Genomic DNA, 12,886 nt, shown 5'->3' with positions numbered 1-12,886 from the left:
GTCATTATGACGAAAGGGGATCCCCTCATGGTGGCGCTCGCACGCAGACTCACCGCCCCCGCACCCGGCTGGACCGTCGAGGCCGACGCCGTCGTGATCGGGTCCGGCATCGCCGGCCTCACCGTGGCGCTGCGCCACGTCGAGCTCGACCCCCGGGCGCGGGTGCTCGTGGTCACCAAGGACGTGCTGTCGGCCGGGTCCACCCGCTGGGCCCAGGGCGGCATCGCCGCCGTCCTCGACCCCGAGGACACCCCCGACGAGCACCTGAGGGACACCCTCGTCGCCGGGGTCGGCCTGTGCGACGAGGAGGCCGTACGCGTCCTGGTCACCGAGGGCCCCGACGCGCTGAAGCGGCTGATGAGCCACGGCGCCGAGTTCGACCGGGGCACCGACGGCGAGCTCCAGCTCACCCGCGAGGGCGGCCACCGCCGCAACCGGATCGTGCACGCGGGCGGCGACGCGACCGGCGCCGAGGTGCAGCGGGCTCTGGTCGAGGCCGTGCTGGCCGAGCCCCGCATCGAGGTCATCGAGCACGCCCTCGCCCTCGACCTCCTGCTCGACGCCGAGGGCCACGCCTGCGGGGTCACGCTCCACGTCATGGGGGAGGGCGCCCGCGACGGCGTCGGCGCCGTACGGGCCGGGGCCGTGGTGCTGGCCAGCGGCGGCATGGGCCAGGTCTACGCGGCCACCACCAACCCCGTCGTGTCCACCGGGGACGGCGTGGCGCTGGCCCTGCGGGTCGGCGCGGTCGTCAGGGACATCGAGTTCGTGCAGTTCCACCCCACGGTCCTGTGGCTGGGGGAGGGCTCGACCGGCCAGCAGCCCCTCGTCTCCGAGGCCGTACGCGGCGAGGGCGCCGTGCTGATCGACTCGGACGGCGAGCGTTTCATGCGGGGCGTGCACGAGCTGGCCGACCTCGCGCCCCGCGACGTGGTCGCCAAGGCGATCATGCGCCGGATGGCGCGGACCGGCGCCGACCACGTCTACCTCGACGCCACCCACTTCGGCGAGGAGAAGTGGCGCTCCAGGTTCCCCACGATCCTCGCCGTCTGCCGCGAGCACGGCATCGACCCCGTCACCGAGCCCATCCCCGTCGCCCCCGCCGCCCATTACGCGAGCGGCGGCGTGCGCACCGACCTGTACGGCAGGACCAGCGTGCCCGGCCTGTACGCCTGCGGAGAGGTGGCCTGCACTGGCGTGCACGGCGCCAACCGGCTGGCCTCCAACTCCCTCCTGGAAGGGCTCGTCTACGGCGAGCGCATCGCCGCCGATCTGGCCGCGAAGAAGCCCACCCCGCGCGAGCCCGCGCGGGACGACCGGCCCGAGGGCCTGGCCGACCCGCGTACGCGCCCGAGGGTCCAGGGCCACATGAGCCGGGGCGCCGGGGTGCTGCGCAGCGACCGCAGCCTCGCGCAGGTCGCCCGCGCGCTCTCCGACGCCCGCTGGACGCCGGTCGCGGTCGAGCCCTGCACCGAGTCGTGGGAGGCCACCAACCTCCTCACGGTGGCCTCCGCACTGGTCGCCGCGGCGGCCGTGCGCGAGGAGACCCGCGGCTCCCACTGGCGGGAGGACCACCCCGACCGCGACGACGCCCGCTGGCGGGCGCACATCGACATCGCGCTGACTGCGGAGGGACTGACCTTGACGCACACGCCTCACGAGGAACTGCGGACCGAGCTGGACAAGGCCGGCCTCGACCCGGACATCGTGCTCGGTCTCGTCCGGGCCGCGCTGGAGGAGGACCTGGCCGGGGGACAGGACGTGACCTCGGTCGCCACCATCCCCGCCGGCCAGCGAGCCGTCGCCGACGTGGTGGCGCGCAAGGAGGGCGTCGTCGCCGGCCTCGCCGTGGCCGAGACCGTCTTCCGCCAGGCCGGCGGGCAGGTCGAGGTCGAGCGGCACGCCGCCGACGGCGACCGGGTGCGCCCCGGCGACGTGGTGCTGACCGTGCGGGGCGCCACCAGGGACCTGCTCACGCTGGAGCGCACCGCGCTCAACTTCCTCACCCACCTGTCCGGCATCGCCACCCAGACCCGCCGCTGGGTGGACGCCGTGGAGGGCACCGGCGCCCGGATCCGCGACAGCCGCAAGACCCTGCCCGGGCTGCGCGCGCTGGAGAAGTACGCCGTCCGGGCCGGTGGCGGGGTCAACCACCGGATGGGCCTGCACGACGCCGCGCTGATCAAGGACAACCACGTCGTCGCCGCCGGAGGCGTCGCCGAGGCGTTCCGCGCCGTACGGCAGGCCTTCCCCGGCCTGCCGATCGAGGTCGAGGTGGACCGGATCGACCAGATCGAGCCGGTCCTGGCCGAGGGCGCCGACGAGATCCTGCTCGACAACTTCACCGTGGACCAGCTCGCCGAGGCCGTACGGCTGGTGGCCGGGCGGGCGCGGCTGGAGTCGAGCGGCGGGCTGACCCTGGACATGGCCCGCGCCGTCGGCGAGACGGGGGTCGACTACCTGGCCGTCGGCGCGCTCACCCACTCGGCCCCGGCACTCGACCTGGGCCTGGATCTTCGTGAGGCATAATCAGGGAATGCTGCTCACCATCGACGTCAGCAACACCCACACTGTGCTGGGCCTGTTCGAGGGTGAAGAGGTGATCGAGCACTGGCGGATCGCCACCGATCCGCGCCGCACCGCGGACGAGATCGCGGTGGTGCTCCAGGGTCTCCTCGGGCAGTCGCCGCTGCTCAAGGACGCCGACATCAGCGGCATCGCGATCTGTTCCACGGTCCCGTCGGTGCTCAACGAGATGCGGGAGATGTCCCGGCGCTACTACGGCGACGTCACGGCCGTGGTCGTCGAGCCCGGCGTCCGCACCGGCGTCCCGGTGCGGATGGACAACCCCAAGGAGGTCGGCAGCGACCGCATCGTGAACGCGCTCGCCGCCACCGCCCTGTACGGCGGGCCGTGCGTGATCGTGGACTTCGGCACGGCCACGTCGTTCGACGCGGTCTCGGCCCGGGGCGAGTACGTCGGCGCGGTGACCGCCCCCGGCCTGGAGATCTCGGTGGACGCGCTCGCCACGGCCGGGGCCCAGCTGCACAAGGTCGAGCTGGTCCGGCCGCGGTCGGTGATCGCCAAGAACACGGTGGAGGCGCTCCAGTCGGGCATCATCTACGGCTTCGCCGGCCTGGTGGACGGGATCGTGGACCGCATGACGGCCGAGCTGGCCTCCGACCCCGACGACGTCACCGTGGTCGCCACGGGCACCGGTGCGCCGCTGATCATCGGCGAGGCCCGTACCATCGACGTGCACGAGCCCTGGCTCACGCTGATCGGCCTGCGGCTGGTCTACGCCCGTAACGCGTCCTGACGACTCCCTCGCGTACGGGACCATAGAGGGCAGGATCCCGTTCAGAGAGGACTGACGTGATGGACGCCGACTGGGTGGCGCGTTTCGCCGATGAGGTCATCGCCGAGGCTGAACGGCGCGCACCGGGCAAACCCATCGTCTGCGCGTCCGGCCTCAGCCCGTCGGGCCCGATCCACCTGGGCAACCTGCGCGAGGTCATGACCCCGCATCTGGTGGCCGACGAGATCAGGCGGCGGGGTCACGAGTGCGTGCACATCATCTCGTGGGACGACTTCGACCGCTTCCGCAAGGTGCCGGTGGGCATCGACCCCTCGTGGAACGAGCACATCGGCAAGCCGCTGACCACCGTCCCGGCCCCGCCCGGCAGCGAGTACCCGAACTGGGCCGAGCACTTCAAGGCGCCGATGATCGCCGCGCTCAACGAGCTCGGGGTGGAGTTCCAGGGCATCAGCCAGACGCAGATGTACACCTCCGGGGCGTACCGGGAGCAGGTGCTGCTCGCCATGCGCGAGCGGCGGCGGATCGACGCGATCCTCGACCAGTACCGCACCAAGAAGGCGAAGGCCAAGGACGTCGTGGACGCCGACGAGGCCGCCGCGCTGGAGGGCTCGGGGGCCGCGAGCGAGGACGACGGTTCCGGCGCCGGGGGCTACTACCCCTACAAGCCCTACTGCTCGGCCTGCGACCGCGACCTGACCACGGTCACCTCCTACGACGACGAGACCACCGCGATGTCGTACACCTGCGTGTGCGGCCACAGTGAGACCGTCCTGCTGTCCGAGCACACCCGCGGCAAGCTGGTGTGGAAGGTCGACTGGCCGATGCGCTGGGCGTACGAGGGCGTGGTCTTCGAGCCGTCGGGCGTGGACCACAGCTCGCCGGGCTCGTCGTTCGTCGTCGGCGGTCAGATCGTCCGCGAGGTGTTCGACGCGCCGCAGCCGATCGGGCCGATGTACGCCTTCGTCGGCATCAGCGGCATGGCCAAGATGAGCAGCTCCAAGGGCGGCGTGCCGACTCCGGCCGACGCTCTGTCGATCATGGAGCCCGCGCTGCTGCGCTGGCTCTACGCCCGCCGCCGTCCCAACCAGTCGTTCAAGGTCTCCTTCGACCAGGAGATTCAGCGGATGTACGACGAGTGGGACACGCTGACCAGGAAGGTGCAGGACGGCACGGCGCTGCCGGCCGACCAGGCGGCCTACCGCCGCGCGTCGAGCACCGCGTCCAGGACGCTGCCGGAGACGCCGAGGCGGCTGCCCTACCGCACCCTCGCCTCGGTCGTGGACATCGCCACCGGGCACGAGGAGCAGACGCTGCGCATCCTGCGCGCGTTCGACCCGGAGATCACCGGGCTGGACGAGCTGCGGCCCCGGCTCGACCGCGCCCAGCACTGGGTGAACACCTACGTGCCCGCGGAGGACCGCACGCAGGTGCGCGAGACACCCGACAAGGAGCTGCTCGACACGCTCGGCGAGCAGGACCGCGAGTCGCTGCGCCTGCTGGCGGAGGGCCTCGACGCGCACTGGTCGCTCGACGGGCTGACCACCCTCGTGTACGGCGTGCCGAAGGTGCAGGCCGGGCTCGACATGGACGCCAAGGCGGCAACGCCCGAGCTGAAGGCGGCCCAGCGGGCCTTCTTCGCCCTGCTCTACCGCCTGCTCGTCGGCCGCGACACCGGCCCGCGCCTGCCCACGCTGCTGCTGGCGGTGGGCCGCGACCGGGTGCGTGAGCTGCTCGGTCGTGCCTGAGCGCGCCGTGTCTCATGTCCCGGGGGCGGGCCGCACCGCCGATTAGCCGGCGCCGCGGGCCGGACGGCATCGCCGTCCGGCCCGCGGTCGTACCGGACCCGTTCCCGTCCGCGCGCCGGTCCGGCGGCGTCGGGGCACCGGCACGCCAGGGCACCGGAATTTCAGGGCAGCAGGACCAGCCGGCCGCGCAGGCCACCCCCGCGCAGGCGTTCGTACGCCTCGGCCGCCCGCTCCAGGGGATAGGTGCCGGCGACCCGCGTGGTCAGCAGTCCGGCCTCGGCCAGCTTCGTCACGTCGAAGAGCTGGTCCGCGTCGGCGCGGACGAACACCGTCGAGACCCGGATGCCGCGCAACGGGAGCGGGGCCTGCCCGGCGGCGACGGCGACGAACGCGCCCCCGTTGCGCACGGCGTCCAGCGCGGGCAGGCCGGCGACCGCCGCGTCCACCACGCTGTCCACGCCGCCGGGAACGACGGCCCTGACGGTCGCGGCCAGGTCGGCGCCCCTCGGTATGAACCACTCCGCGCCGAAGCCCCGCACGAGCGGCTCGTCGCCGGGCGCGGAGACCGCGGCGACCCTGATCCCCCGCGCCGTGGCCAGCTCCACGAGGTAGCCGCCGAGGCCCCCGGCCGCGCCCGTGACGAGCAGGGTCTCGCCCTTGTCGAGCCCGGCGAGGTCGAGCGCCTGGACGGCGGTGAGCGCGTTCAGCGGCAGTGTCGACGCCTCGGGCGCGGCCACCCCGGCGGGCGCCGGCGCGACGGCCGTCTCGTCCAGCACCACCAGGTCCGACTGGGCTTTGGGCCGGTCGGTCAGCCGGTCCGACAGCCCGATGACGCGCTCACCGGAGCGTAGGGCCGTCACGCCCGCTCCGGCCCGGTCGACCACGCCCGCCACGTCCCAGCCCAGCGCGTACGCCTCCAGACGGGGCGTGAGGCCGTAATCGGGCAGGGCGCCCGAGGCGGTGATGAGGTCGATCGGGTTGACGGCGGCCGCCTCCACCCTGATCCGCACCTGGCCCGGCCCCGGCTCGGGATCGGGCGTCTCGACCACCCGTACGGCACCGTCCTGTGCCACCAGTGTTCTCATGTGTCCTCCTTCCACCTGGCAGCGAGCGTAGGGGGAGTTACTCTCCTTCGGTTAGTAGGCACCTGTAAGTGCGTAAGTAAGGCGGAGGAAAGGTGTAATCACCCTCGGTGCCGGTCCGAACCCGACTGCCGGCTCACGTGCCTGGGTGAAATCTCCGAGTGCCGCCGGAAGCGATCGGGCGGAGGCTGCCGAGGCGCCCCGGAAGGCGTACGACCGGCCGGTCGGCTTTCGACCTTGACGACCTTCGCGGCAGGCGTTTACCGTCCCTGGAGGGTGGGCCGACGAATCATCGTCGTGGGGGAGGGCGGACGATGGGTGTTCCCGAGGTCGTCTACCGAGGTGACAGTCTCGCCTCGGACTTTGATCGTGCCGGTCTCACCGATGAGGACTTACTTCTTCTCGCGGAGCTGGCCAAGGGCGTGACCGCAGACCGCGTGGGCCGCAGTCTCGACGTCAGCGGACGCACCGTGCGGCGGCGGCTGCGGGGCATCTGCGACCGCATCGGCGTCGCGACGGCGATCGAGGCAGTCGCCTGGGCGGCACGACGCCGCCTCATCTGACCGCGTTCCGGAGCGCACGAGGTCGGGAAGGGCGCCGGAGAAAGCGGCGACGCCGGCGGAGCCGTCCAAGCGGCGGCTCAACCGGCGTGCGCTCTTTCGCGGCGCGGCTCGGCCGGCGTGCGCTCCGGCTCGCGCGGTCTCGCGGCGCGGTTCAGCCGGCGTGCGCTCCGGCTCGCGCTCTCGCGGCGCGCTGTCCCGGCGGCCCCGCTCAGTCGGCGACGCGCACCGCTCCCGCGAACGGCCGTCCGGCGATCTTCGCGATGTGGATGACGTCTCCCGTGCGCGGCGCGTGGATCATGTAACCGCCGCCGATGTAGATGCCCACGTGGTGCAGGTCGGAGTAGAAGAACACCAGGTCGCCGGGGCGGAGCTGGTCACGGGAGATGTGGGTGCCGGCCGTCCACTGGTTGCCCGTGTAGTGGGGCAGGCTGATGCCGACGGACTGGTAGGCCGCCATGACCAGGCCCGAGCAGTCGAAGGAGTTCGGGCCCTCGGCGCCCCACACGTACGGTTTGAGCTGCTGCCTGAGGGCCCAGCGGGCCGCCTGGGCGGCCTTGCCGTCGCCCACGATCGGGAACGACATCCGGCTGCGCGTCTGGCTGCCGATCGTGCGGGCGACCTGCCGGTAGAGGCTGCTCTCGGTCTTCTTGATCAGCGCGTTGATCTTGTCGCGGCGCGAGTCGAGGCCGGCGAGCAGCTTCTTGACCTCGGTCTGCCGGGCCGCCGCGCTTTCCCTGGCCCGCGAGGCGGCGTCCATGGCCTTGGTGACCTCGGCGACCTCCTGGCTCTCCTGCAGCTCCAGCGCGTACGTCGTGGAGGCCTGGCTCAGGTACTTCTGCGGGTCGGCGTCGCTGTCGATGAGCACGAGCGCGTTGCCGAGCCCGTTGGTCATGTAGGAGTGCTGCGCGAGGGCGTTGGCCTTCTGCCGGCGGACCTCCAGCTCGGCCTCGCTCTTGGCGAGGTTCTTCTTGGCGAGCTCGGCGGACCGCTCGGCCGCCTTAAGCCGCACGCGCTCGCCGTTGTACTGCTCGGTGAGGCTCTCGATCTCGGTGTAGAGGCTCTCGACCTGCTCCGTGAGCTCCTTGAGGCTCGGCTTGGGGTCGGCGGTGGCGCGGACCACCGGGGCGCCGAACGTGATCGCGGTGAGCGCGACGCCGACGAACGCCAATCGGCGGATGGCACCCGGACCGGCCGTGCCGGATCCGGACCGTCGGTGGCGGGCGTGCCTGCCCGCCGGCCGTCCTCCACGCGTGCGCAACCGAGCTCCTCTCCCACATGTGCCCCGCGGCAGGCCGTGTGTCGTGGAGCACGGCCATGTGGCGGGGCACTACTGAGCGCCTACCGGGTTAGCTGACGGGTTCGGGCCGGAGTAGCCCTACCTTGGTGGATTCACCCCTTGACGATCTAGACCGAACCGATCCTGATCCTGCAGTTGGGTCCCCGGCTCCCCTCCGCACTCGGTGCTTCGAAGATTCGGCGCCCGGCCGCCGTGAGCGCTCACGATGACCGGCATCGTCGCTGGACGATAGTGCACGGCGAGTTCTTGCTCAACCAGAACTCCGAAACCCGTCTACGTTTGACAACCAAACGATCACAGCTGGGTCACGGGCTCAATGGGGATACATCCGCGTTCACCTGTGTTTGGAGCGATTCGAGGTGGTGGATGTGCCGTGCGGACTGCCGGAAAAAGTGGGACGAACCGGATCGCGGTCTCGCGGGCCGGCTGGGCGTCCATCCGTATCCTGACGGCTACACAGGGTCAGGCCTCATGTCGGGCGTGGTGTTTGGGAATGACCGTTATCCGTGGAGGTCCTTCGCGCCGACTATGAGGGATCGGATTCCGTCCGGCTAGGCTGACCGCTCATGGAGCAGGTCGCCGCGCAGACATCCAGTGGTTCGGGTGCCACGGCCGTGACGGTGCGCCGGGCCAGGACGCCGGACGTCCGGGCGATCCGGCGCCTCGTCGACGCGTACTCGGGCGTCGGCCCCCGTCTGCTCAAGAAGAGCACGGTGACGCTGTACGAGGACGTGCAGGAGTTCTGGGTCGCGGAGGTGGGCGGGCAGGTCGTCGGCTGCGGCGCGTTGCACGTGCTGTGGGAGGACCTCGCCGAGATCAGGACCGTCGCCGTGGACCCCGTGGTGCGTGGTGGGGGCATCGGTCACCGGATCGTCGCCGCGCTCATCGAGACCGCCCGGGACCTCGGCGTGCGGAGGGTCTTCTGCCTCACGTTCGCGGTCGAGTTCTTCGCCCGGCACGGCTTCCGGCCCATTCAGGGCACACCGGTCTCTCCCGAGGTGTACGCGGAACTGCTCGCGTCGTACGACGAGGGTGTCGCCGAGTTCCTGGATCTGGAGCACGTCAAGCCGAACACTCTGGGGAACACCCGGATGTTGCTGCACCTCGACCGCCATTGACCGCCGTTCACGTCCCGGCAGATAATGATCTTGACGCGAATTGTCAGTGTCCGCAAAGGTGACTGTTGTTACGCCTGTCGCTACTTTTGGCAATATCAGCGTGTGCTACGGACGTGCGGCGCATGCGTCTTCGAAACGAGGTGACACGGTGAGCACCGGACAGCCGCCGTACCCCCAGGACGAGTCGGACGGAACGCCACCGCCGTCATCGCACCCCGGGTACGGCACGGACAGACAGGCCCAGGACTACGACCCTGACGTGACGGTCGTCAACTACCGCCACACGGGGCAGAACACGGGCCCGCAGCAGCCGCCCGGCTACGACGCCGCCCAGGGCGGCTACGGCCAGCAGCAGGGCTACGGGGCCCAGCAGGGCCAGCAGCAGGGCTACGGCCAGACCGGACCCCAGCAGGGGTACGGCCAGCAGGCCGCCCAGCAGCAGTACGGCCAGCAGGGCTACGGCCAGACGGGCCCGCAGCAGGGCTACGGTCAAACCGGGCCCCAGCAGGGGTACGGCCAGCAGACCCCGCAGCAGGGCTACGGTCAGCAGCAGGGGTACGGCGCCCAGCAGCAGTACGGCCAGCAGGGCTACGGCGCCCAGCAGGGCCAGCAGCAGGGCTACGGCCAGACCGGACCCCAGCAGGGGTACGGCCAGCAGGCCGCCTCGCAGGACTACGGTCAGCAGCACGGTCAGCAGCAGGGGTACGGCGCCCAGCAGCAGTACGGCCAGCAGGGCTACGGCGCCCAGCAGAGTCAGCAGCAGGGCGGCTACGGCCAGCAGCAGTACGGTCAGCAGGGCTACGGCGCCCAGCAGGCCGCCTCGCAGGACTACGGTCAGCAGCAGTACGGCCAGCCGGGGTACGGCCAGCAGCAGGGCTACGGTCAGCAGCAGGCTTACGGCGCCCAGCAGTACGGCCAGCAGGGCTACGCCCAGCCCGCCTACGGCCAGCCGTACGCGGCCGCGGGGCCGATCCCGCCCGGCGCCCCGGCGCCGCTCGCGGAGTGGTGGCAGCGCCTCGTCGCCCGCATCATCGACGGCGTGGTCGTCGGCATCCCCTTCGGGATCATCTCGGTCGTGATCGCGGCGATCATCATCACCAACCCGAGCGTTGACATCGCGAACGGGACGATCACCCCGGGAGGCGGTTACTTCCTGGCGGAACTGCTCACGGCGATCCTGGCCGGCATCGTCATGGTCGGTTACGAGTTCGTCATGCTGCGCCAGCGCGGGCAGACGCTCGGAAAGATCGCGATGGGCATCAAGGTCGTATCGATCGGCGGAACCCTCGACGGCGGCCTCGCCGTCGACACGGCCGGTAAGCGCGCAATCGTGATGTGGGGTCCGCAGTTGGTGCGCTGGATTCCCTTCGTCACGTACCTGGCGGGCATCTTCTCGTTGCTGAATATCCTGTGGCTGCTTTGGGACAGGCCGTTGCAGCAGGCGTTGCATGACAAGGTCGCCAAGACCGTGGTGGTCAAGGTCAGGTAACGACCGTTGGGGGGGGGCCGATGGAACGGACCATCGGCCCCTTTTTCTATGGCCGCTTTGGCGCCGCCGGTACCAGGCGCCCATCCGGCTGTGCGGGAAAAACCGTACGGGGCCGCCCGGGCATGCCATGCTTGGGTTCACCGTCCCGAGAGGTGCCCCCAATGACCGCGAGACCGCCCCCGGCGCCAATCCTTAAGCCCGGCCCTCGCCGTCCCCGTCCGGGCCATATCGGTCCACGGGCGGCTTAAGGAACCGTCAGGGGCGCTTATGGGGCAGTATGGAGCCGCAGGGGCCCTTATGGCGCTCCGGATGCACACCGCTCTACCCGGTCGCGGAGGCCGCCCGCGGAATGCGGGGACCGTTTGGCCGTGCGAAAGTCGGCCGCCCGGCCGCCCGGACCGTCCACGTGATTGTGCCCCGCTCCTTTATTCGATCTTCATGCCGCCGCTTGTCGATCTTGGTGGAACCGGCCGGTCCTCTCTTTTTACGAGGCTTCCGGGCTGTGACGATCTGCTTGCGCGTATATCTCGCCAAGGCGTGCGCGCCGTACGAGAAGGGGGCGGGGGCTCCTTGTGAAGATCCGGCGCCGAGACGTCGCTCCTCGTTTCGCCCGAGCTCTTCAACGGCCGTACGTCCTCCGGCCGGCCTTTTTCACGAGCGTGTTTGCGGCTTCGCGCTTGTCGGGCCGCGACTGCCCGGCCTGGCCACAAGGCCCCTCACCTGCCCTTACGGCTCGGGCCTCACCGAACCCCGGGGAGTGCCGCTACCGCCGCCCGTCCTCGTACGGGAAGTGCGCAAGCGGTGAAACGGAGGGACGCCGGGGAGCGGTGACCGCCCGGGTCGGCATTCTGGGTACGATTTCGAGTGCATCCGGTAAGGCCGCTGGAGAGACGGGGGATTACCCGGGCCCTCCTGGGGCACCCCGGAAGGCGCGTCCGGTCCCTCCCGGCGCTATGGTCGTATCAGGGTGCCCGGCCCGGCAAGAGGCCGGTGACCTTGCCACGTCCTCGGAATTTCCTCGGGTGCACCTAATGACACCCCCGGCACGAGCGAGGCAGAATGACAGAGGTATTGTCCGCCTTGATACCTTCCGTGGTCGTCGCCGGCGCGGTCGTCTACGGCATCGTAAAGTTGGTACGTTCCGACGCGGCGGGTCTCCGCACGGCACGGGAGCCACGCGAGAAGTCACCGGACTCAGAGGTTCCTGAGAATCCGCAATCTTGAATTGTCAGCCAGGGGAAACCGGGTATATGTTTGGCTGACGAATCAAACTATGGGCTGCGAAAGGATTGCCGGATGGCCAAGCACACGCAGGTGATTCTCATCGACGATCTCGATGGCGGCGAGGCCAATGAGACGGTCACCTTCGCGATTGACGGCACGTCATATGAGATTGACCTGAGCGACGGCAACGCGAAGCGGCTTCGCGAGGCCCTGTCGCCTTTCGTCAGCAGCGCGCGGCGCGCGGACAGCGGGCAGGCCCGTGGGCGCCGTCGTGGTGCGGGCGGCGGGGGCCAGCGAGCCATGACCCGCGAGAAGAGTGCGGAGATCCGCGCCTGGGCGAAGGCTCACGGACACCCCGTGAGTGAGCGCGGCCGTATTGCCGCCTCGATCGTCCAGGCGTACGAGGACGCGCACTAGGTCGTGTCCCTAAGATCGCCACGGCGAGATCGGCGGGACACTCCCTAACTTCACCCTTGATCGTGCGGTTATGCCGGTCGTCGGAGGACCTGACGATCGCATAACCGCGCGATTGTGTTTGTGCTCCCTTAAAACCTCGTTCGCTTGCGGCGTATCGGGAACATGTCACCCCCAGCAGGGGGTTGGATAGAGCATGAACGCCCTTCGCTTGGGGAACCCTTCTGCCAAGGAGCGGGTCGCTGGGTCGGGGCTACCATGCGGAACGACGGGCCGGATCTCCCGTGCTCGCCTGACCGCTTCGTGAGGAGCGACGAGATGTTCGAGAGGTTCACCGACCGTGCGCGGCGGGTTGTCGTCCTGGCTCAGGAAGAGGCCAGGATGCTCAACCACAACTACATCGGTACTGAGCACATTCTTCTTGGTCTGATCCATGAGGGTGAGGGTGTGGCGGCCAAGGCTCTGGAGAGTCTTGGGATCAGTCTCGAGGGGGTGCGCCAGCAGGTCGAGGAGATCATCGGTCAGGGGCAGTCGGCGCCATCGGGACACATCCCCTTCACGCCGCGGGCCAAGAAGGTTCTTGAGCTGTCGCTGCGCGAGGCGTTGCAGCTCGGGCACAACTACATCGGCACCGA

Annotated in this window: 10 protein-coding genes and 1 riboswitch; of the genes, 8 read left to right on the top strand and 2 right to left on the bottom strand. The window is 70.3% G+C overall.

What is annotated here, in order from left to right:
- Positions 1–27: 27 nt before the first annotated feature.
- Genes ACWEQG_RS19210 through lysS form a run of 3 tightly spaced genes read left to right on the top strand, consistent with a single transcriptional unit; the run spans position 28 to position 5,064 of the window.
- A complete protein-coding gene (locus ACWEQG_RS19210) occupies positions 28–2,529 on the top strand; it encodes an L-aspartate oxidase (protein WP_452286345.1) in 2,502 nt (833 codons plus the stop codon).
- 7 nt (positions 2,530–2,536) lie between these two features.
- Entirely contained in the window at positions 2,537–3,319 is a 783-nt protein-coding gene (locus ACWEQG_RS19205) for a type III pantothenate kinase (protein WP_169988986.1), read from the top strand.
- Between the two features lie 59 nt (positions 3,320–3,378).
- Positions 3,379–5,064, top strand: a complete 1,686-nt coding sequence (gene lysS / locus ACWEQG_RS19200; protein ID WP_452286343.1) for a lysine--tRNA ligase — start codon at positions 3,379–3,381, stop codon at positions 5,062–5,064.
- Positions 5,065–5,225: 161 nt separating this feature from the next.
- Here lysS and ACWEQG_RS19195 read toward each other — a convergent pair whose 3' ends face one another.
- Entirely contained in the window at positions 5,226–6,149 is a 924-nt protein-coding gene (locus ACWEQG_RS19195; RefSeq protein ID WP_452286340.1) for a zinc-binding dehydrogenase, read from the bottom strand.
- A 311-nt stretch (positions 6,150–6,460) separates the two neighbouring features.
- On the opposite strand from ACWEQG_RS19195, the gene ACWEQG_RS19190 reads away from it, so the two are divergent.
- On the top strand, positions 6,461–6,709 hold the full coding sequence (locus ACWEQG_RS19190) for a LuxR family transcriptional regulator (RefSeq protein ID WP_452286338.1): 249 nt from the start codon (positions 6,461–6,463) through the stop codon (positions 6,707–6,709).
- A 208-nt stretch (positions 6,710–6,917) separates the two neighbouring features.
- Here ACWEQG_RS19190 and ACWEQG_RS19185 read toward each other — a convergent pair whose 3' ends face one another.
- Positions 6,918–7,877 (bottom strand): NlpC/P60 family protein, encoded by a 960-nt coding sequence (locus ACWEQG_RS19185; RefSeq protein ID WP_452286336.1) that lies wholly within the window; start codon positions 7,875–7,877, stop codon positions 6,918–6,920.
- A 152-nt stretch (positions 7,878–8,029) separates the two neighbouring features.
- Positions 8,030–8,182: riboswitch (cyclic di-AMP (ydaO/yuaA leader) on the bottom strand.
- Positions 8,183–8,572: 390 nt separating this feature from the next.
- On the opposite strand from ACWEQG_RS19185, the gene ACWEQG_RS19180 reads away from it, so the two are divergent.
- From ACWEQG_RS19180 to ACWEQG_RS19165, 4 genes are all read left to right on the top strand, one after another.
- The gene (locus ACWEQG_RS19180; protein WP_452286334.1) at positions 8,573–9,124 is read left to right on the top strand and encodes an amino-acid N-acetyltransferase; all 552 of its coding nucleotides are present in this window, start codon (positions 8,573–8,575) and stop codon (positions 9,122–9,124) included.
- 148 nt (positions 9,125–9,272) lie between these two features.
- Positions 9,273–10,613 carry an RDD family protein gene (locus tag ACWEQG_RS19175; protein ID WP_452286332.1) on the top strand — a complete coding sequence of 447 codons (1,341 nt, stop codon included), beginning with the start codon at positions 9,273–9,275 and terminating at the stop codon, positions 10,611–10,613.
- A gap of 1,296 nt (positions 10,614–11,909) precedes the next feature.
- On the top strand, positions 11,910–12,254 hold the full coding sequence (locus ACWEQG_RS19170; protein WP_079319595.1) for a histone-like nucleoid-structuring protein Lsr2: 345 nt from the start codon (positions 11,910–11,912) through the stop codon (positions 12,252–12,254).
- Positions 12,255–12,569: 315 nt separating this feature from the next.
- The coding region (locus ACWEQG_RS19165; RefSeq protein WP_452286330.1) for a Clp protease N-terminal domain-containing protein at positions 12,570–12,886 on the top strand (317 nt) is incomplete at its 3' end.

The sequence above is a fragment of the Microbispora sp. NPDC004025 genome, assembly GCF_053604425.1.
Note: the sequence above shows the minus strand (reverse complement) of the source record. Positions and strands in the feature narration are given on the sequence as shown.

Coding starts and splice junctions, on each gene's coding strand:
- ACWEQG_RS19170 (WP_079319595.1), top strand. CDS start 11,910: ATGGCCAAGCACACGCAGGTGATTCTCATCGACGATCTCGATGGCGGC.
- ACWEQG_RS19205 (WP_169988986.1), top strand. CDS start 2,537: ATGCTGCTCACCATCGACGTCAGCAACACCCACACTGTGCTGGGCCTG.
- ACWEQG_RS19180 (WP_452286334.1), top strand. CDS start 8,573: ATGGAGCAGGTCGCCGCGCAGACATCCAGTGGTTCGGGTGCCACGGCC.
- ACWEQG_RS19190 (WP_452286338.1), top strand. CDS start 6,461: ATGGGTGTTCCCGAGGTCGTCTACCGAGGTGACAGTCTCGCCTCGGAC.
- ACWEQG_RS19210 (WP_452286345.1), top strand. CDS start 28: ATGGTGGCGCTCGCACGCAGACTCACCGCCCCCGCACCCGGCTGGACC.
- lysS (WP_452286343.1), top strand. CDS start 3,379: ATGGACGCCGACTGGGTGGCGCGTTTCGCCGATGAGGTCATCGCCGAG.
- ACWEQG_RS19195 (WP_452286340.1), bottom strand. CDS start 6,149: ATGAGAACACTGGTGGCACAGGACGGTGCCGTACGGGTGGTCGAGACG.